Origin of the sequence: Enterobacter ludwigii (assembly GCF_001750725.1) — a bacterium.
GTDB classification, from domain to species: Bacteria; Pseudomonadota; Gammaproteobacteria; order Enterobacterales; family Enterobacteriaceae; genus Enterobacter; species Enterobacter ludwigii.
The window spans coordinates 4,275,521-4,295,511 of sequence record NZ_CP017279.1 but is presented as its reverse complement, the minus strand read 5'-3'; the positions used below and the strand labels follow the sequence as shown (position 1 = coordinate 4,295,511).

The window sequence follows — 19,991 nt, the reverse complement described above, 5'->3', positions numbered from 1 at the left end:
CCTGAGCCAGGGTTTAGAACAGTTTGTAGACGATGTTCAGGATGGTCAGCAGGCCCACAACCGTGACGAAGATGTTTTCGGGTCTGCCCTTATATTTCGCCATTGCCGGCGCTTTACGAATGGCATACATCGGCAACAGGCACAGCAGAGAGGCGATGATTGGCGCCCCCATGGCTTCGATAAGGTCAAGAATGTTCGGGTTGGCATAGGCAACGACCCAGGTCGACCCCATGATGAACACCATGCTGATGGTGTTCAGTTTGCCCACGGAGACTTTCTTCTTATCGCCTTTATAACCGAACTTCAGGATCAGGCCGTTCAGCCCTTCCAGCGTGCCCAGATAGTGGCCGAAGAAGGATTTGAAGATAGCGACCAGCGCAATGATGGAGGCACCGTATTCCAGCACCGTAGCAAACGTTGATTTAGTGCCTGACATGGTCGCAAAGTGGTTCGCCAGGTAAGAGAGCACGGGAATATTCTGCGCTTTGGCATCGGCCATGTTCTGCGGCGAGAGCGTGAACAGGCAGCTAAAGGCGAAGAACATCACCACCGCGACCATCAGCAAGCTGGCGCGACCGATGATTTTGGAACATTTCTGCTCGGTAAACGCTTTACCGAACTCGGGTTCGTACTCTTCACGTTTCGAGACCACAAACGAGGAGACGATGGGCGAGAAGTTGAAGGAGAAGACCATGATGGAGATCCCCAGCCAGACCGTCACCAGAATGCCGTCATGCCCGGTAAACGCAATATCGCTCAGATTGACCTGGTCAATCACCGACGAGTTCCAGTAAGGGATCAGCGACAGGGAAATCAGCACCAGGCTGGCGATAAACGGGAACACCAGGAAGCTCATCACCTTCACCATCAGGTCTTTACCAAACCAGATAACAAAGGCCATCAGCAGCAGCAGGAACAGCGCCACCACGCCGCGGTTAAGCGCGGGCAGCTGGAGCTGGTTTTCCCAGAAGGTCATAAAGGTGTTCGTAATGGTGACGCCGTAAATCCACAGCAGCGGGCAAATGGCGAAGAAGTAGAGGAACGTAATCACCACCCCACCGGTCTTACCAAAATGCTCTTCCACCGTTTCGGTGATGTTGCCAGACACGTTACTGCCGGACAGACACAGGCGTGCCAGCGCCCGGTGGCAATAAAACGCAATCGGGAAAGCGAGAACCAGCATCAGCAGGATAGGAATCAAGCCGCCGAAGCCTGCGCGAATCGGGAAGAACAGCACACCTGCGCCAATGGCGGTTCCAAACAGGCCAAGCGTCCAGGTGGTATCAGACTTACGCCAGGAGGACGTTTTTGTCTGGCCAACGATAATGCTTTCTGTGTTGCTCATAGGTCATCCTTTATGCGTCAACGAAGCCGGTAATTTGGGATACGCGGGAGAGATCGATATTGCCGCCGGAAATAATGCAGACGGTTTTACGACCCTGAATATAGTGATCAAGCTTGCCGCTTAATAACGCCGCACAGGCCAGTGCGCCAGCACCTTCTGTAACCACTTTATTTCTCTGAATGAGGGCAATCATGCTGTTACGAATATCGTCTTCGCTGACCAGCACAATGTCATCGACTAATTCGCGAACAATCTCGAAGGTTAATTTACCCGGACGAGACACATCACATCCGTCGGCTAGTGTACCGGTAACGCGGTGGTTAATGATTTCTCCTGCCTGATACGATGCGGCCATTCCATGTACGTTTTCAGACTGCACGCCGATAATATTAATGGTCGGGTTGATGGATTTAATGGCCGTTGCAATTCCGGCAATTAAACCGCCACCGCCGATGGGTACAATCACGTTATCCACATCATACAAATCTTCGAGAATTTCCAGACCAATGGTGCCCTGGCCGGCAATCACTTTCGGATCGTCATACGGCGGGATAAAAATGCGCCCTTCCAGCTCCACGATTTCGCTGACTTTGGCGATGGTGTCGTTGAAGTTTTCGCCGTGCAGCACCACTTCAGCCGAGTAGTCACGGGTGGCGGCGACTTTAGATTTCGGCGCGCCCATCGGCATGACCACTTTGCCGTCGATACCGAGCATTGCACAGGAGAGCGACACGCCCTGCGCGTGGTTGCCTGCAGAACAGGCGACCACGCCTTTACGTTTTTCAGCTTCGGTCAGCGAACTTAATTTATTAAACGCACCGCGGATCTTGAAGGAGCCAGTACGCTGCATATTTTCAAACTTCAGGAATATCTCACCTTTACAGCGTTCGCTGAGATAATTTGAGCGCGGCATGCCGGTTTTATATATTTTGCCTGCCAGTCGTTTTCTGGCGTCCTGAATATCTTCAATGGTCACCGGGAGATCGTAGGTAATATGCATAATATCCTCGTTATAATAATTCATTTTCTTCAGGCAAAGTCAGGGTATCAGAGCACGGATAAAATAAGCTCTGGGTGTTTTTAAACAGGTTAACGCGTTATCAGAGGGTTATTTAATCATCGTCGTCTTTCACTGGTCAGTGACGCGTATTGTTTTGCCAGTTCGACTAATACTGACGCCGATTTCTTAATTCTGTAATTTTTTGACCACACCGCAGCATAACGCGCTATGGGTAATTCATCTTCCACCGGCAGTACAATAAACTGGTCGGAACCGAATGGCGCAATCATGTCGCGGGGAATAACCGTCAGGTAATCGGCATTCAGGACAAGGTTGTAAATGGTCACGACGGAATCGGTCTGGACGATGTTTTCAATGCTGATGTGATTGTCTTGCAGGGTGGTCAGAAGTTCTTTGTAGTAGCCCATATCGGTTTGCGGCATCACCCACTGTTCATCCGTGAGTGATGCCAGTGTAGTCGAGCCGGTGCACGTTCGTGATTTGTTGGCTACCAGGACAAACTCAGACTCAAACAGCGGCTCGACATGAAGATCCTGCAGCAGCATTTCATCACTTAATGTGCCGATGGCAAAATCCAGCCGACCGTCGCGAATGGCCGGCAGGAAAGAGGACAGCTGAGCTTCGTACATCGAGACGCGCGCTTTCGGGAACACTTCCTTGAATTTTTTGATCATTTCGGACAGGAAGGTGAAGCCAATGAGCGACGGGTAACCAAATGAGACATCCATGACGGTACTGAAACTGAGGCTGTTAATCTCGCTCACCATGTTTTTCATCTCACGGGTGATCGACTCAGAATACGAGAGTAATACCTGGCCTGCCGCAGTCAGTTTAACGCCGGTGTTTTTGCGCACCATGACTTCAACGCCAAAGTAAGATTCGATATCGCTGATAATTTTGCTGACGGCAGGTTGCGTCAGGCCCAGTTGTCTTGCAGCAGAACCAATGGAGCCACTTTTAATGACTTCCTGAAATACCACGAGGTGCTGTGTTTTCGGTAGAATAATAGTGTTCATAATATTCTGCGCTTATTTCCCTATGACGGGGTGGATTCTACTCAATATGGCTGACGGGGGTATGTGCTGTTACTCACAATTTGCTTTTTCACACCCTTAATCAGCATAACGATAATCCTTTAAAACACCTTGCTATCAATAAGTTACATTAAAATAAATACGCCATAACGCTGATATTGATCAACAAAAAGAGCAGTAATAAATTTATTTTATGGCGATAACACAGGTAAATTTTTCGGCGCTAAAAAAATCGATAAAGACTATCTTTCAGGCAATTAAAGATTAATAAATAACCGTAATTCGTTTAAAACATTCTTTCAATTTATCAAATTTGTCTGGGGTGATTTTGCTGACTTTCGGGAAACAGTGGAATGCATCACACATTCATGAGCCAAATGTTTTTGAATTCAATATACATATATCAAATAAGAAAACATTCACGATCAGAAAAGCAACATTCATAACAAATTAACAATATTGCAGAATCAGTATTATTTAGCGCGAAATTTTGCGATTACGATCGCCAGCAGATGCGAAAAAGAGGCTGAAGGGGTGAAAGCAGTGAAATGTGCTTAATGTCGCAAATATGAGAATTGATGTCGTGTGAGCGATGCATCGGGTGGCACTTGCTTGCAATTTCTAAGGCCGATAAAAGAAAAACCCCGCCGAAGCGGGATTTTATAAAAAGTTGAAGCTGGCCGATAAGCCGCGTTCTTTTATAGAAAGCGGAGTGGACAGTCATTCATCTCGTTTTGCGCAGATAGCAAAAACCCTGCCGAAGCGGGGTTTTGTAAGAAGTTGAAGCTGACCGATAAGCCGCGTTCTTTCTTAGAAAGCGGAGTGGACAGTCATTCATCTCGTTTTGCGCAGATAGCAAAAACCCCGCCGAAGCGGGGTTTTGTAAAAAGTTGAAGCTGACCGATAAGCCGCGTTCTTTCATAGAAAGTGGAGTGGACAGTCATTCATCTCATTTAGCGCTGATAGCAAAAACCCCGCCGAAGCGGGGTTTTGTAAGAAGTTGAAGCTGACCGATAAGCCGCGTTCTTTCTTAGAAAGCGGAGTGGACAGTCATTCATCTCATTTAGCGCAGATAGCAAAAACCCCGCCGAAGCGGGGTTTTGTAAGAAGTTGAACCTGACCGATAAGCCGCGTTCTTTCTTAGAAAGCGGAGTGGACAGTCATTCATCTCATTTAGCGCAGATAGCAAAAACCCCGCCGAAGCGGGGTTTTGTAAGAAGTTGAAGCTGACCGATAAGCCGGGTTCTGTCGTGGACAGTCATTCATCTAGGCCAGCAATCGCTCACTGGCTCAAGCAGCCTACCCGGGTTCAGTACGGGCCGTACCATGTGAACCCCTATTTGGCCTTGCTCCGGGTGGAGTTTACCGTGCCACGGACTGTTGCCAGCCGCGCGGTGCGCTCTTACCGCACCCTTTCACCCTTACCTGATCCCGCTTGCGCGGGCCATCGGCGGTTTGCTCTCTGTTGCACTGGTCGTGGGTTTCCCCCCCAGGCGTTACCTGGCACCCTGCCCTATGGAGCCCGGACTTTCCTCCCCTCCGCCCGTCTCCCCCCGAAAGGGGACGACGACGAAGCGGCGACTGTCTGGTCAGCTTCGGCGCGCAGTATAGAGGGTTTGTGCCCTGCTGTCACCCTTGGGTGTGCATCCCTATCTGCAAAGTGGCGGCGATATTGCGCGAGGCGCGGTAAATATTGTCAAACGCCCCACGGTAAGCCTCTTCCAGCGACTCGACGCAGCTCAGCACGCTGAATACCGCGTCGATGCCATACTGATGCACGACCCCCACATCCCGGGACAGACTGCCGGCAATGCCGATCACCGGCTTATGGTATTTTTTGGCGATACGGGCGATACCGACGGGCACTTTGCCCTGAATGCTCTGGCTGTCAATGCGCCCTTCGCCCGTCAGTACCAGCGTGCAGTCGTGAATATGTTCTTCGAGGTTAAGTGCCTGGGTGACAATCTCAATACCGCTCTTCAGTTCCGCGCCGAGGAAGGCCATCAGGGCCGCCCCCATGCCTCCCGCGGCACCCGCACCGGGAACCTGCTTCACGTCAATTCGCAGAGATTTTTTTATCACATCGGCATAGTGGCTGAGATTAGCGTCGAGAGTGAGGATCATCTCCTCTGTCGCCCCTTTTTGCGGGCCAAAGATACGGGAAGCGCCTCTCTCGCCAACCAGCGGATTCGTGACGTCGCACGCGACGTGGATTGTGCAATCTTTTAGCCTGGCGTCGAGGCCGGAGAGATCGACGCTGTTGAGCGCCATCAGGCTGCCGCCGCCATAACCCATTTCAGTACCGTTGGCATCGCGGAGCGTGGCCCCCAGCGCCTGCATCATTCCGGCGCCGCCGTCGTTGGTGGCACTGCCGCCAATGCCGATAATGATATGTCGAGCACCTTTATCCAGCGCGCTGAGAATAAGCTCCCCGGTACCCCGGGACGTGGTGACGAGCGGGTTACGTTGGGTGGCCGGGACCAGTGCCAGGCCGCTGGCGGCGGCCATCTCAATAAATGCCGTGCTGCCATCGCCGGACATGCCCCAGCGGGCGTTTACCTGTTCACCCAACGGGCCCGTGACCCGAGCATACTGTTCTGTGCCCTGGGTGGCGGCGATCATCGCGTCAACCGTACCTTCCCCGCCGTCAGCAACCGGCACCGAAACATAAAGTGCATCGGGGAAAATTTCCCGAAATCCTTTTTCAATCGCCTGAGCAACCCCGGAGGCAGAAAGGCTTTCTTTCCAGGAATCTGGCGCGATTACGATTTTCATAGTTGTCGCCTGTTACCGCACTCGGCAAAAATAGCGGACGCGTTCCCGCGTCCGTTTTTATTAGCGAGAGACTTCCACCTTCGCCAGTTTTTCGTAGTAGCACGCAATCGCGCTGTGGTCGGCAGTGCCCAGACCATCCGCGCGCAGGGCCTGCATCATCTCCATGACGGCGGCGGTCAGCGGCAGCTGCGCGCCCACGCCGTGGGAGGTATCCAGGGCATTCGCCAGATCTTTAATGTGCAGGTCGATTCTAAAACCGGGCTTGAAGTTACGATCCATCACCATGGGCGCTTTGGCATCCAGCACGGTGCTGCCCGCCAGGCCGCCACGGATCGCCTGATACACCAGATCAGGGTTAACGCCCGCTTTGGTGGCCAGCGTCAGCGCTTCCGACATTGCGGCAATGTTCAGCGCCACAATCACCTGGTTTGCCAGCTTGGTGACGTTACCCGCCCCGATATCGCCGGTATGCACCACGGATCCCGCCATGGCTTTCATCAGGTCGTAGTATTTATCGAAAACAGCTTTGTCGCCGCCAACCATCACCGACAGGGTGCCGTCGATGGCTTTGGGCTCTCCGCCGCTGACCGGGGCATCCAGCATATCGACGCCCTTCGCGTTTAGCGCCTCACTGATTTCACGGCTTGCCAGCGGCGCGATAGAACTCATGTCAATCACCACCAGGCCGGGTTTGGCACCGTCAATGATGCCGTTCTCCCCCAGGGCCACCTCTTTCACATGCGGGGAGTTTGGCAGCATGGTGATAATGACATCGCACTGCTCAGCAATCGCTTTGGCGTGTGCTGCGGTTTCTGCGCCTGCGGCAATCACCTCGGCCACGGCTTGCGGATTATGGTCTGCAACCACCAGGGAGTAACCTGCTTTGATGAGGTTTTTACTCATGGGTTTACCCATGATCCCAAGGCCAATAAAACCCACTTTCAGCGTCATAATTCGTTTCCTCAATGATGGTTATTTTTTAAAGGCGTCCGCTAACTTCTGCGTGGCCGAGCGGAATACGCCGAGGTCGCTACCGACGGCAACGAAGGTCGCGCCCCACTCCAGATAGCGACGGGCATCAGCCTCAACCGGCGCCAGAATGCCGCACGGTTTGCCGTGCGCGTTGGCACGGGCAAAGATGTGCTGAATAGCGCGCTGCACCTCAGGATGACCCGCATTGCCCAGATGGCCGAATGCCGCAGCAAGATCGCTTGGGCCAACGAAGATGCCATCCACACCGTCGGTGGCAGCGATAGCGTCGACGTTATCGACCCCCTGCTGGCTCTCAATCTGTACCAGGATGGTGATGTTGCTGTTGGACTGTGTGAAGTAGTCCGGGACGGTGCCAAACATGTTGGCACGATGGGAAACGGAGACCCCGCGGATCCCTTCCGGCGGATAACGCGTTGACGCCACGGCCTGCACCGCCTGCTCTTCCGTTTCCACAAACGGGATCAGGAAGTTGTAAAACCCAATATCCAGCAGACGTTTGATGATTACCGGCTCGTTGGTCGGGACGCGAACCACCGGCGCGCTATGGCTCCCTTTGAGCGCCATTAACTGCGGAATAAAGGTGCTGATATCGTTCGGCGCATGTTCGCCGTCCAGCACCAGCCAGTCGAAACCGGCCAGGCCCAGTACTTCGGTGCTGATGGGGCTTGCCAGCGCGGACCAGCAGCCAATCTGGATCTGGTGCGCCGCGAGGGCCGCTTTAAACTTATTCGGGAAGATATCATTATTCATCACGTTTACCTTTTTAATTCCGCAGTCTTATTCAGGTTCATATTTATATTTTCAGACGCAGCGTCAGCGTTATATTTATTTCCTGACTTAATTTAGGCGTTATAAAATCGTCATTCAGTATAATCCTCACGTCATGGCAGCACATTGTTTTAATGCTCAAGCATTGCGGCGTGTTTTGATAATATTTTGAGCATATGCACAACGCGATGGGCGCTGATGCACAGAATCAGGTATTGCTGGCCGGGTGGCATCTGCGCCGGTTTTAAGGAGCGATCGGGATCACATTTTGATATCTCGTCTCCTGACATTCTTTATTGACTCAAGCCGCGTCTTTATTTCTGCGATAAGAAAATAAACATCCCCTGGCTGCATTTACTATCAGACATTTTGCTGGAGAATATTGAACAATGGCCGACATTGAAATTCGACAAGCGTCGCCGACGGCGTTCTATATCAAAGTTCACGACACGGATAATGTGGCGATAATTGTTAACGACAACGGTCTAAAAGCGGGCACCCGTTTCCCGGATGGGCTGGAGCTGACTGAACATATTCCGCAGGGGCATAAAGTCGCCCTGGTGGATATCCCGGCCCACGGTGAAATCGTGCGGTATGGCGAAGTTATCGGGTATGCGGTTCGCGCTATTCCTCAGGGGAGCTGGATTGAGGAGTCGCTGGTTGAGTTACCCGAAGCGCCGCCGCTGAACACGCTACCCCTGGCCACCCGGGTTCCTGAGCCACTGCCCCCGCTGGAAGGGTACACATTCGAAGGGTACAGGAATGCGGACGGCAGCGTAGGCACCAAGAATCTGCTCGGTATCACCACCAGCGTGCACTGTGTGGCAGGCGTGGTGGATTACGTGGTGAAAATCATTGAGCGCGACCTGCTGCCGAAATACCCGAATGTCGACGGCGTGGTGGGTCTGAACCATCTGTACGGCTGCGGCGTGGCCATCAATGCTCCGGCGGCCGTGGTACCGATTCGTACCATCCATAATATCGCCCTGAACCCGAATTTCGGTGGCGAAGTGATGGTCATTGGTCTGGGTTGCGAAAAGCTGCAGCCAGAGCGTCTGTTGCAGGGCACCGAAGATGTGAATGCCATTCCGGTCGACGAGGCCAGCATTGTACGTTTGCAGGATGCGCATCACGTCGGATTCCGTTCAATGGTTGACGATATCCTTCAGGTGGCGGAGCGCCATCTGGAAAAACTGAACCAGCGCCAGCGCGAGACCTGCCCGGCATCAGAGCTGGTGATAGGCACCCAGTGCGGCGGCAGCGATGCGTTTTCAGGCGTCACGGCGAACCCGGCGGTGGGCTATGCCTCGGATCTGTTTGTCCGTTGTGGCGCCACGGTGATGTTCTCCGAAGTGACCGAAGTGCGTGATGCCATCCATCTGCTCACCCCACGCGCCATCAATGAAGAGGTGGGCAAACGCCTGCTTGAGGAGATGGCCTGGTACGATAACTATCTCGACATGGGACAAACCGATCGCAGCGCCAACCCCTCTCCGGGCAATAAAAAAGGCGGTCTGGCGAACGTGGTGGAAAAAGCCCTCGGCTCGATTGCCAAATCCGGCCAGAGCGCCATTGTTGAAGTGCTCTCCCCGGGCCAGCGCCCCACCAGACGCGGCCTGATTTACGCCGCGACCCCGGCCAGCGACTTCGTCTGTGGCACACAGCAGGTGGCATCCGGCATTACGGTGCAGGTCTTTACCACCGGGCGCGGCACGCCGTACGGGCTGATGGCGGTACCGGTGATTAAAATGGCCACCCGTACCGAGCTGGCAAACCGCTGGTATGACCTAATGGACATCAACGCAGGCACCATTGCCACTGGCGAAGAGAGTATTGAGGATGTCGGCTGGAAGCTGTTCCACTTCATTCTGGACGTGGCAAGCGGCCGTAAGAAGACGTTCTCCGATCAATGGGGATTACATAACCAGCTGGCGGTGTTTAACCCGGCACCGGTGACGTGACCGCTTTCCCCCTCTCCCGAAGAGAGGGGGCAACTTATCCCTTCACCAACACCACATCTATCCCGCTCTTACGCAGCCCTTCCAGGCTCTCAGGCGGAATCCCTTCATCGACGATAATCATATCGATTCTCTGGGTATCGATGATTTTATGCAGGCTCGAACGGTTAAATTTGCTGGAGTCAGTGACCACGATAATACGCTCTGCCACCTCGCACATCCGCCGGTTCAGTCGGGCTTCATCTTCATTGTGGGTACTGACGCCGCGATCGAGGTCGATGGCGTCGACCCCAAGAAAAAGCAGATCAAAGTGGTAATTCTGTAAGGACTGCTCAGCCTGATCGCCGTAAAAAGATTGCGACTGGCGGCGCAAGTGCCCACCGGTCATCAGCAGCTCCACCCCTTCCGCTTCCAGTAATGCATTCGCCACGTTCATTCCGTTGGTCATGGCAATCACATCCGTGTGCTGACGCAGCATACGGGCGATTTCAAACGTTGTGGTTCCGGAATCCAGAATGATGCGATGACCCGGCTTCACCAGCGCGGCGGCGGCCTGCGCGATACTGCGCTTAACTGCAGTATTGAGCGAACTTTTGTCCTCCACGGAGGGTTCAGTGCCAGGCGCATTGCCTTCACAAATCAGCGCTCCGCCATAAGCACGAACGGCAATGCCCTGCTTCTCAAGAAACGCCAGGTCGTTACGGATCGTCACCGTGGAAACGCCATATAAATGAGAAAGATCGTTAACCTGCACGCTTCCCTGTGCCCGCAACCGCTGAATGATCTGCTCTCGCCTTTCACTGGTGCCGGTGACGCGCTTCTCCGCGGATGAATCGGTGCTGCTCATGCGAGCTCCTTAATAAATGGTCTTTCGTTTCATTTCGTTTTGTCTATTAACGCCTTTCTTTTATGGGAATGCAAGCCCTGCCTGCTTCCAGTCAGCGCACTCTCTCGTCGCTGAAACATTTCATTATGTTTCTTTTGTGAAACAGATCGGAAAACCATTATCTTTCGTTTTATTTTTATATCACCATGATGCAGGATTAAATGAAACAAAACGAAAGATGAAAACCATCACCATCCGAAATGGAGAGGAAAGTGAAACATCTGACAGAAATGGTGGAACAACATAAACGGGGGAATGCGAACGGGATTTATGCCGTTTGTTCCGCACATCCACTGGTACTTGAAGCCGCAATTCGTTACGCCCAACTGCATCACACGCCGCTGCTGATTGAAGCCACCTCTAATCAGGTGGATCAATTTGGCGGTTACACCGGTATGACACCCGCCGATTTTCACGGGTTCGTCTGTAAGCTGGCGGAATCCCTTGGTTTCCCGACATCGCAACTGATCCTCGGCGGCGATCATTTAGGGCCAAACCGCTGGCAAAACCTGCCTGCCCGGCAGGCGATGGCGAATGCCGAAGATCTGATCAGAAGCTATGTCGCTGCCGGGTTTAAAAAGATCCACCTCGACTGCAGCATGTCCTGCGAAGACGATCCGGTTCCGTTAACCGACGCCATCGTTGCCGAACGCGCGGCACGCCTGGCGAAAATTGCGGAGAAAACCAGCCTGGCGCACGCTGATGTCGCTGACCTGGTGTATGTCATCGGTACGGAAGTGCCGGTTCCGGGCGGCGCGCATGAAACGCTCACCGAGCTTGCCGTCACGACCCCAGAAGCCGCGCGTGCCACCCTTGAAGCTCACCGCCACGCGTTCGAGAAAGAAGGGTTAAGCGACATCTGGCCACGCATTATTGGCCTGGTGGTTCAGCCTGGCGTTGAGTTTGACCACGCACATGTGTGTGACTATCAACCCCAAAACGCCGTCGCCCTGAGCCATATGGTTGAAGCTTACGACACGCTGATATTTGAAGCGCACTCTACCGACTACCAGACACCGCAGGCGCTGCGCCAACTGGTGAAAGATCACTTCGCCATCCTCAAAGTTGGCCCGGCACTGACCTTTGCCCTGCGTGAAGCGTTGTTCTCGCTGGCCGCCATTGAAGAAGAGTTGCTGCCTGCAAAAGCCTGTTCGGGCCTGCGTCATGTCCTGGAAAACGTGATGCTCGATCGCCCCGAATACTGGCAAAGCCATTATCACGGTGATGGCAATGCGCGACGCCTGGCACGCGGGTATAGCTACTCCGATCGGGTGCGCTATTACTGGCCGGACAGCCAGATCGACGAAGCCTTTGCGCGACTGGTACGCAACCTGGCAGACGAACCGATCCCGCTGCCGCTGATCAGCCAGTACCTGCCGTTGCAATACAGCAAAGTTCGCGAGGGTGCTCTCAAGTCGACACCACGGGACCTCATCCTCGACCACATTCAGGACATACTCCAGCAGTACCATGCCGCCTGCGAAGGCGTAACGACTCAAAACGCATAATTAAAAAGAGGAAAGCGCTATGCCAAACATTGTCTTATGCCGCATCGATGAACGCCTGATCCACGGTCAGGTAGGTGTGCAATGGGTTGGGTTTGCGGGGGCCAACCTGGTGCTGGTCGCTAATGATGAAGTCGCTGAGGATCCGGTTCAACAAAACCTGATGGAGATGGTGCTCGCAGAAGGGATCGCCGTGCGTTTCTGGTCGCTGCAAAAAGTGATCGACAACATTCATCGCGCTGCCGAGCGCCAGAAAATTCTGCTGGTCTGCAAATCACCCGCGGATTTTCTGACGCTGGTCGAAGGCGGCGTGCCCATCACCCGTATCAACGTAGGAAACCTGCATTACGCCAGTGGCAAAAAACAAATTGCCAAAACGGTCTCTGTCGATGCGAACGATATCGCCGCATTTAACGGCCTGAAAGCCGCCGGAGTGGAATGCTTCGTTCAGGGTGTTCCGACTGAGACTGCTTTGGATCTCTTTAAACTGCTCTGAGGGATTCACAATGGAAATTAGTCTCTTGCAGGCATTCGCGCTGGGCATTCTCGCCTTTATCGCGGGCCTGGATATGTTTAACGGGTTAACACACATGCACCGCCCGGTGGTGCTCGGGCCGCTGGTTGGCCTCATTCTGGGCGATCTGCACACCGGTATTTTAACGGGCGGTACGCTGGAGCTGGTCTGGATGGGGCTGGCTCCGCTGGCCGGCGCGCAACCGCCAAACGTCATTATCGGCACGATTGTCGGCACCACGTTTGCGATCAGCACCGGTGTGAAGCCGGATGTCGCCGTTGGGGTCGCCGTCCCGTTTGCGGTTGCGGTACAGATGGGGATCACTTTCCTGTTCTCCGTCATGTCCGGGGTGATGTCACGCTGTGACCGCATGGCAGCCAATGCGGACACGAACGGCATCGAAAGAGTCAACTATCTGGCACTGCTGGCGCTCGGTATCTTCTATTTTCTGTGTGCCTTCCTGCCGATCTACTTTGGCGCTGAACACGCGAAAACCGCCATTGATGTGCTGCCGGAACGTCTGATTGACGGCCTCGGCGTCGCCGGCGGCATCATGCCCGCGATTGGCTTCGCCGTATTGCTGAAAATCATGATGAAAAACGTCTATATCCCTTACTTTATCATCGGCTTTGTTGCCGCAGCCTGGTTGAAACTGCCGGTGCTGGCGATTGCCGCGGCCGCGCTGGCAATGGCGCTGATTGACCTGATGCGTAAATCGCCTGAACCGGCGACACCTGCAGCCCAGAAAGAGGAATTCGAAGATGGCATCTAATCAAACTACGCTGCCTGGCGTTTCTGACCACGAAGAGACGCTGCTCACGGGCGTGAATGAAAACGTCTATGAAGATCAACATATTGGTGCCGAGCTGACGAAAAAGGATATTAACCGTGTCGCCTGGCGTTCGATGCTGCTGCAGGCCTCGTTTAACTATGAACGTATGCAGGCTTCCGGCTGGCTGTATGGCCTCCTGCCCGCGCTGAAAAAGATCCATACCAACAAGCGGGATCTGGCCCGCGCCATGAAAGGCCATATGGGCTTCTTCAATACGCATCCATTTCTGGTGACATTTGTCATTGGCATCATCCTGGCGATGGAGCGCTCCAAGCAGGATGTCAACAGTATCCAGAGCACCAAGATCGCCGTGGGGGCACCGCTTGGCGGCATTGGCGATGCCATGTTCTGGCTTACGCTATTGCCAATTTGCGGCGGGATCGGCGCAAGCCTTGCCCTGCAAGGCTCCATACTGGGTGCGGTGGTCTTTATTGTGCTGTTTAACGTAGTGCATCTTGGCCTGCGTTTTGGCCTGGCACATTACGCCTACCGGATGGGTGTGGCAGCCATCCCGCTGATTAAAGCCAATACCAAAAAGGTCGGCCACGCGGCTTCCATCGTGGGGATGACGGTCATTGGCGCGCTGGTGGCAACCTACGTACGTCTCAACACCACGCTTGAAATCAAGGCCGGGCATGCGGTGGTCAAGCTGCAAGCCGACGTTATCGATAAACTGATGCCCGCTTTCCTGCCGCTGGTCTATACCCTGACCATGTTCTGGCTGGTTCGTCGCGGCTGGACCCCACTGCGCCTGATCGGTATCACCGTGGTGCTGGGGGTTGTCGGTAAGTTCTGTCACTTCCTGTAAAGCAAAGAGGTCGCAATGTTAGGCATTATTTTGACGGGTCACGGCGGGTTTGCCAGCGGGCTTGAACAGGCGATGAAACAAATCCTCGGCGAGCAGCCGCAGTTTATCGCCATCGATTTTCCTGAAAGCTCCACCACCGCGCGGCTGACCGCGCAGCTTGAACAGGCAGTCAGTGAACTGGACGGGCAGCACGATATTGTGTTTCTCACCGATCTGCTCGGGGGGACGCCGTTCCGGGTGGCATCAACGCTCGCCATGAAAAGACCCGGCAGCGAGGTGATTACCGGTACAAACCTGCAGCTGTTGCTTGAGATGGTGCTGGAGCGCGACGGGTTAAGCAGCGAAGCCTTTCGTCTGCAGGCCCTGGAATGCGGGCATCGCGGCCTGACCAGCCTGGTGGATGAGCTGGGGCGCTGTCGTGAGGAAGCCCCCGCTGAGGAAGGGATATGAGTCAGGTGCTGCGCGCGCGTCGTCTGCTGACCGAGCAGGGCTGGCTTGAGGATCACCAGCTACGCATGGAGAGCGGAATTATCACCGCCATCGAGCCGATCCCAGCTGGCGTGCATGCCCGGGATGCCGACCAGCTTTGCCCGGCGTATATCGATACCCATGTTCACGGTGGCGCGGGTGTGGACGTGATGGATGATGCCCCAGAGGTGCTGGACACGCTGGCGATGCATAAAGCGCGTGAAGGCACAGGGGCTTTTTTACCGACGACCGTCACCGCACCGCTGGAGACTGTCCACCGGGCGCTCGCACGCATCGCCCGGCGCTGTATGTCCGGGGGTCCCGGCGCGCAGATACTGGGCAGCTATCTTGAAGGTCCCTATTTTACGCCACAGAACAAAGGGGCACATCCGCCAGCGCTGTTTCGTGAACTGGATGTCAGCGAACTGGACTCGCTGATTGAAGTATCGCGACACACCCTCAGGGTTGTCGCTCTGGCACCGGAGAAACCCGGTGCGTTGCAGGCCATTCGCCACCTTAAGCAGCGTGGGATACGGATCATGCTGGGCCACAGCGCCGCGACGTACGATCAAACGCTTGCCGCTTTTGAGGCGGGCGCTGATGGGTTAGTGCACTGTTATAACGGCATGACCGGGCTCCATCATCGTGAACCCGGTATGGTCGGTGCAGGCTTGACGGACCCGCGGGCATGGCTGGAACTGATTGCCGACGGGCATCACGTTCACCCGGGCGCTTTGCGGCTGTGCGCCTGCTGTGCCAAAGAGCGGATCGTTCTGATTACCGATGCCATGCAGGCCGCAGGGATGCCCGACGGACGTTACAGGCTATGTGGCGACGAGGTCAACATGCACGGTGGGGTGGTACGCACCGCTTCCGGTGGGCTTGCAGGCAGCACGCTGTCTCTCGATGCCGCCGTGCGCAATATGGTGGCGCAGGCGGGAATAACGCCAGCGGATGCGATCCATATGGCCTCGCTGCACCCTGCCCGATTGCTGGGTATTGATCACCAGCTCGGTTCATTAAAACCGGGCAAGCGTGCCAATATGATTGCGCTGGATGAAGGTTTCCACCTTCAGCAGATCTGGATCCAGGGTTTGTCTCTCCCCCTTTAGACCTTTCATTGTCCCGTTATTGGGCCTTGCGGCAAGCGATCGCAAGGTCTTTCTTTTCCTTTCCTTAATCATTGCCTTTTCTTTGCCGATCACACTTTTCGTTTTATTTCTTTTCTTTCATTGAACTTTCGATTTCTTTTCTATAGATTTTATTTAACTGCTTAAGTGAACAAGTGAAACGAAACGAAAGATAGCGACACGTTTGCCAGCGTCTGATGTGGAATTCACACGACTAAGGACTGAAGTTATGTCAGAAACCAACACTACCGCCACCACCGGCACATGGACCGAAGAAGAGATCCGCCAGCAACCTGCCAGCTGGATCCGCTCACTCAACAATATCGATAACCTGCGCGCGTCGATCGATAACTTCCTGACGCCGCTGCTGCGCAAGCACGAGCTACGGATCGTGTTGACGGGGGCAGGCACCTCGGCCTTTATCGGCGACATCATTGCGCCCTGGCTCGCCAGCCACACCGGGAAAAACATTACCGCCGTACCGACGACCGATCTGGTCACGAATCCGATGGACTACCTGAGCGCCGCACACCCGCTGCTGCTGGTGTCGTTTGCCCGTTCCGGCAATAGTCCGGAAAGCGTAGCCGCCGTTGAACTGGCAAACCAGTGTGTGCCGGAGTGCTACCACCTGTCGATCACCTGTAATGAGGCGGGAAGCCTTTATCAGACCGCGGTAAACAGCGATAACGCGTATGCGCTGCTGATGCCTGCCGAAACACACGATCGCGGGTTCGCGATGACCAGCAGCATTACCACCATGATGGCAAGCTGCCTGGCAGTCTTCGCCCCGGAGACGATCAACAGCCACACCTTCCGCGATGTGGCCGATCGATGCCAGACGATCCTCACGTCACTGGGCGATTTCAGCCAGAGCGTCTTTGGCAACGATCCGTGGAAAAGGATCGTCTATCTGGGAAGCGGGGGTCTGCAGGGAGCCGCTCGTGAATCGGCGCTGAAGGTGCTGGAGCTGACGGCAGGCAAGCTGGCGGCGTTCTACGATTCCCCAACCGGTTTCCGCCATGGCCCCAAATCGCTGGTGGATCGCGAAACGCTGGTGGTGGTGTTTGTCTCCAGCCATCCGTATACGCGGCTGTACGATCTGGATCTGCTTGCTGAGCTGCGCCGCGATCGTCAGGCCATGCGCGTGGTGGCCATTGCCGCCGAAACCGATCCGGTCATTGAGGCTGGCCCGCATATCCTGCTGCCCCCTGCCCGCACGTTTATCGATATGGAGCAGGCCTTCTGCTTCCTGATGTACGCCCAGGTTTTTGCCCTGTCTCAGTCACTTCGTGTGGGCAATACCCCGGATACACCGTCCGCCAGCGGCACGGTTAACCGTGTCGTGCAGGGCGTCGTTATTCATCCGTGGCAGGCTTGAGAGGATCCGATCATGAGTATTATTTCGACAAAATATCTTCTGCTGGACGCCCAGGCGAAAGGCTACGCCGTACCGGCGTTCAATATCCATAACGCGGAGACGATCCAGGCGATCCTCGAAGTGTGTAGTGAAATGCGATCGCCGGTGATCCTCGCGGGCACGCCGGGCACCTTTAAGCACATTGCCCTGGAAGAGATCTACGCCCTGTGCAGCGCGTACTCCACCACTTACGACATGCCGCTGGCGCTGCATCTCGATCATCACGAATCACTCGACGACATTCGTCGCAAAGTTAACGCGGGTGTGCGCAGCGCGATGATCGACGGCAGCCACTATCCGTTTGAGCAAAACGTAAAGCTGGTGAAATCAGTGGTCGACTTCTGCCACCTCAACGATTGCAGCGTTGAAGCCGAACTGGGCCGCCTGGGCGGCGTGGAGGATGACATGAGCGTGGACGCTGAAAGCGCGTTTCTGACCGACCCGCAGGAAGCGAAACGCTTCGTTGCGCTGACCGGCGTCGACAGCCTGGCCGTGGCCATCGGAACCGCCCACGGTCTTTATACCAAACGTCCGAAAATCGACTTCCGGCGGCTGGCTGAAATCCGCGACGTGGTGAGCGTACCGCTGGTGCTGCACGGGGCGAGTGATGTGCCGGATGACGATGTTCGCCGCACCATAGAGCTGGGCGTTTGCAAAGTGAACGTGGCAACCGAGCTAAAAATTGCGTTCTCTGGCGCCGTTAAGGCCTGGTTTGCTGAGAACCCGCAGGGCAACGATCCGCGTTTCTACATGCGGGTTGGCATGGATGCCATGAAAGACGTGGTCAGAAGCAAAATCACCGTGTGCGGCTCGGCGAACCGATTGCTGCTCCCGGCGGAAGCCTGATCTCATCGCATCGAACATCAATAACTCAAAAATAACTATAAGCCTCGCAAATATGAAGGCGCGTTCTTAAGCCAGACAGCGCCTTCCATTACGATAAATAATTCCGAGGAGTCCCTACATGACACAGGAAAAGTCGTTTAAATCGAAAGCGTGGGAGTTTTTTCAGAGCCTGGGAAAGACCTTTATGTTCCCGGTCTCCCTTCTGGCCTTTATGGGGTTATTGCTGGGTATCGGTAGTTCTGTTACCAGCCCCTCCACCCTCAAAAGTTTCCCCTTTCTGGGCGGCGAATTAACTCAGCTCACCTTTGGCTTTATTGCCATGGTTGGCGGCTTCGCCTTTACCTATCTTCCCCTCATGTTTGCCATGGCGATCCCAATGGGGCTGGCCAGACGCAACAAAGCAGTGGGCGCTTTTGCCGGGTTTGTTGGCTATATGCTGATGAACATGAGCATCAATTATTACCTGATTGCGACCCACCAGCTTGCCGATGCCGCCTCCATGAGACAAGTCGGGCAATCGATGGTGCTGGGCATTCAAACCCTGGAGATGGGTGTGCTGGGCGGTATCGTGGTTGGGGTCATTACCTTTTTCCTGCACGAGCGTTTTCAGGACACCGTTTTACACGACGCGTTCGCCTTCTTTAGCGGCATTCGTTTTGTGCCGATTATCACCGCCCTCACCCTCTCACTGGTGGGGCTGTTTATTCCCCTGCTGTGGGAGTACGTTGCGCTGGGTATTACCGGGATTGGCCATATTATCCAGAGCACCAGCGTGTTCGGCCCGTTCCTCTACGGCGTGGGGGTACTACTGCTCAAACCCTTTGGCCTGCACCATATTTTGCTGGCGATGGTGCGCTTCACGCCCGCGGGCGGTATTGAAATGGTCAATGGTCATGAAGTCGCCGGGGCGCTGAACATTTTCTACGCCGAACTGAAAGCGGGTCTGCCGTTCAGCCCGCACGTTACCGCGTTCCTGTCGCAGGGCTTTATGCCGACCTTTATCTTCGGCTTACCGGCAGTGGCATACGCCATCTATCGCACGGCCCGCCCGGAAAACCGCCCGGTGATTAAAGGCCTGCTGCTCTCCGGCGTGCTGGTCTCCGTCGTCACCGGGATCTCCGAGCCAATTGAATTCCTGTTCTTGTTTATCGCCCCTGCCCTTTACGCCTTCCATATTGTGATGTCGGGCCTGGCGCTGATGGTCATGGCTCTGCTGGGGGTGACCATCGGCAACACCGACGGCGGCATTCTGGATCTGCTTATCTTCGGGGTCATGCAAGGAATGTCGACCAAATGGTATCTGGTATTCCCGGTAGGCATTGCCTGGTTTGCCCTCTACTTCTTCGTCTTCCGCTGGTACATCCTCAAACACGATATTAAAACGCCGGGCCGTGAAGTGGACACCCAGGGTGCACAGCAGGCCGTCGAGGCCAATACCCGGGCACGCGGAAAATCGAAATACGATCACGGGCTTATCCTGCGTGCGCTCGGCGGTAAAGAGAACATCGAGTCGCTTGATAATTGCATTACCCGGCTGCGTCTGGTGGTGAAAGACATGAGTCTCATCGACCAGCAGGCGTTAAAAGAGGCCGGTGCATTGTCGGTTGTGGTGCTGGATGCGCACAGCGTCCAGGTGATCATCGGCCCGCAGGTGCAAAGCGTAAAAACCGGCATTGAAGCCTTAATTTAAC

At 54.8% G+C, this 19,991-nt stretch carries 17 protein-coding genes and 1 other RNA gene; 10 read left to right on the top strand and 8 right to left on the bottom strand.

Annotated elements, in window-relative coordinates:
- Positions 1–13: 13 nt before the first annotated feature.
- The 7 genes from tdcC to garL all read right to left on the bottom strand — a co-directional run bounded on the left by tdcC (position 14) and on the right by garL (position 7,918).
- Positions 14–1,345 (bottom strand): threonine/serine transporter TdcC, encoded by a 1,332-nt coding sequence (gene tdcC / locus BH714_RS20160; protein ID WP_014171741.1) that lies wholly within the window; start codon positions 1,343–1,345, stop codon positions 14–16.
- A 10-nt stretch (positions 1,346–1,355) separates the two neighbouring features.
- A complete protein-coding gene (gene tdcB, locus BH714_RS20155) occupies positions 1,356–2,345 on the bottom strand; it encodes a bifunctional threonine ammonia-lyase/L-serine ammonia-lyase TdcB (RefSeq protein WP_032679736.1) in 990 nt (329 codons plus the stop codon).
- 116 nt (positions 2,346–2,461) lie between these two features.
- Positions 2,462–3,382, bottom strand: coding sequence for a transcriptional regulator TdcA (gene tdcA, locus BH714_RS20150; protein WP_014171743.1), 921 nt, complete (start codon positions 3,380–3,382; stop codon positions 2,462–2,464).
- A gap of 1,236 nt (positions 3,383–4,618) precedes the next feature.
- Positions 4,619–4,997, bottom strand: an RNA gene (gene rnpB / locus BH714_RS20145) — RNase P RNA component class A.
- 32 nt (positions 4,998–5,029) lie between these two features.
- Positions 5,030–6,175, bottom strand: a complete 1,146-nt coding sequence (gene garK / locus BH714_RS20140) for a glycerate 2-kinase (RefSeq protein ID WP_040018769.1) — start codon at positions 6,173–6,175, stop codon at positions 5,030–5,032.
- A gap of 60 nt (positions 6,176–6,235) precedes the next feature.
- Positions 6,236–7,126: a 2-hydroxy-3-oxopropionate reductase gene (gene garR / locus BH714_RS20135; protein ID WP_040018768.1), complete on the bottom strand. Its 891-nt coding sequence runs from the start codon at positions 7,124–7,126 to the stop codon at positions 6,236–6,238.
- A 21-nt stretch (positions 7,127–7,147) separates the two neighbouring features.
- Positions 7,148–7,918 carry a 2-dehydro-3-deoxyglucarate aldolase gene (gene garL, locus BH714_RS20130; RefSeq protein WP_040018767.1) on the bottom strand — a complete coding sequence of 257 codons (771 nt, stop codon included), beginning with the start codon at positions 7,916–7,918 and terminating at the stop codon, positions 7,148–7,150.
- Positions 7,919–8,325: 407 nt separating this feature from the next.
- On the opposite strand from garL, the gene garD reads away from it, so the two are divergent.
- Complete coding sequence (gene garD, locus BH714_RS20125) at positions 8,326–9,897, top strand: galactarate dehydratase (RefSeq protein ID WP_014171748.1); 1,572 nt, start codon at positions 8,326–8,328, stop codon at positions 9,895–9,897.
- 34 nt (positions 9,898–9,931) lie between these two features.
- On the opposite strand, the gene BH714_RS20120 is transcribed toward garD, so the two are convergent.
- Positions 9,932–10,741, bottom strand: a complete 810-nt coding sequence (locus BH714_RS20120) for a DeoR family transcriptional regulator (protein ID WP_020883561.1) — start codon at positions 10,739–10,741, stop codon at positions 9,932–9,934.
- A gap of 251 nt (positions 10,742–10,992) precedes the next feature.
- Between BH714_RS20120 and kbaZ the strand changes: the two genes are divergently transcribed.
- The 9 genes from kbaZ to malX all read left to right on the top strand — a co-directional run bounded on the left by kbaZ (position 10,993) and on the right by malX (position 19,990).
- On the top strand, positions 10,993–12,288 hold the full coding sequence (gene kbaZ / locus BH714_RS20115; protein WP_020883560.1) for a tagatose-bisphosphate aldolase subunit KbaZ: 1,296 nt from the start codon (positions 10,993–10,995) through the stop codon (positions 12,286–12,288).
- A gap of 19 nt (positions 12,289–12,307) precedes the next feature.
- Positions 12,308–12,781 carry a PTS N-acetylgalactosamine transporter subunit IIB gene (gene agaV, locus BH714_RS20110; RefSeq protein WP_014171751.1) on the top strand — a complete coding sequence of 158 codons (474 nt, stop codon included), beginning with the start codon at positions 12,308–12,310 and terminating at the stop codon, positions 12,779–12,781.
- 10 nt (positions 12,782–12,791) lie between these two features.
- Entirely contained in the window at positions 12,792–13,571 is a 780-nt protein-coding gene (gene agaW / locus BH714_RS20105; RefSeq protein WP_020883559.1) for a PTS N-acetylgalactosamine transporter subunit IIC, read from the top strand.
- Entirely contained in the window at positions 13,561–14,439 is an 879-nt protein-coding gene (gene agaE, locus BH714_RS20100) for a PTS N-acetylgalactosamine transporter subunit IID (RefSeq protein ID WP_040018764.1), read from the top strand. The genes agaW and agaE overlap by 11 nt, the downstream gene beginning before the upstream one ends.
- 15 nt (positions 14,440–14,454) lie before the next feature.
- Positions 14,455–14,889: a PTS galactosamine/N-acetylgalactosamine transporter subunit IIA gene (agaF, locus tag BH714_RS20095; RefSeq protein ID WP_020883557.1), complete on the top strand. Its 435-nt coding sequence runs from the start codon at positions 14,455–14,457 to the stop codon at positions 14,887–14,889.
- On the top strand, positions 14,886–16,019 hold the full coding sequence (nagA, locus tag BH714_RS20090) for an N-acetylglucosamine-6-phosphate deacetylase (RefSeq protein WP_040018762.1): 1,134 nt from the start codon (positions 14,886–14,888) through the stop codon (positions 16,017–16,019). Before agaF ends, nagA begins: the two co-directional genes overlap by 4 nt.
- A gap of 247 nt (positions 16,020–16,266) precedes the next feature.
- Positions 16,267–17,415 carry an SIS domain-containing protein gene (locus tag BH714_RS20085; protein WP_040018760.1) on the top strand — a complete coding sequence of 383 codons (1,149 nt, stop codon included), beginning with the start codon at positions 16,267–16,269 and terminating at the stop codon, positions 17,413–17,415.
- Positions 17,416–17,427: 12 nt separating this feature from the next.
- Positions 17,428–18,300 carry a tagatose-bisphosphate aldolase subunit KbaY gene (gene kbaY / locus BH714_RS20080; RefSeq protein WP_014171757.1) on the top strand — a complete coding sequence of 291 codons (873 nt, stop codon included), beginning with the start codon at positions 17,428–17,430 and terminating at the stop codon, positions 18,298–18,300.
- A 118-nt stretch (positions 18,301–18,418) separates the two neighbouring features.
- The gene (malX, locus tag BH714_RS20075) at positions 18,419–19,990 is read left to right on the top strand and encodes a maltose/glucose-specific PTS transporter subunit IIBC (protein ID WP_020883553.1); all 1,572 of its coding nucleotides are present in this window, start codon (positions 18,419–18,421) and stop codon (positions 19,988–19,990) included.
- The last annotated feature ends 1 nt before the right edge of the window (position 19,991 follow it).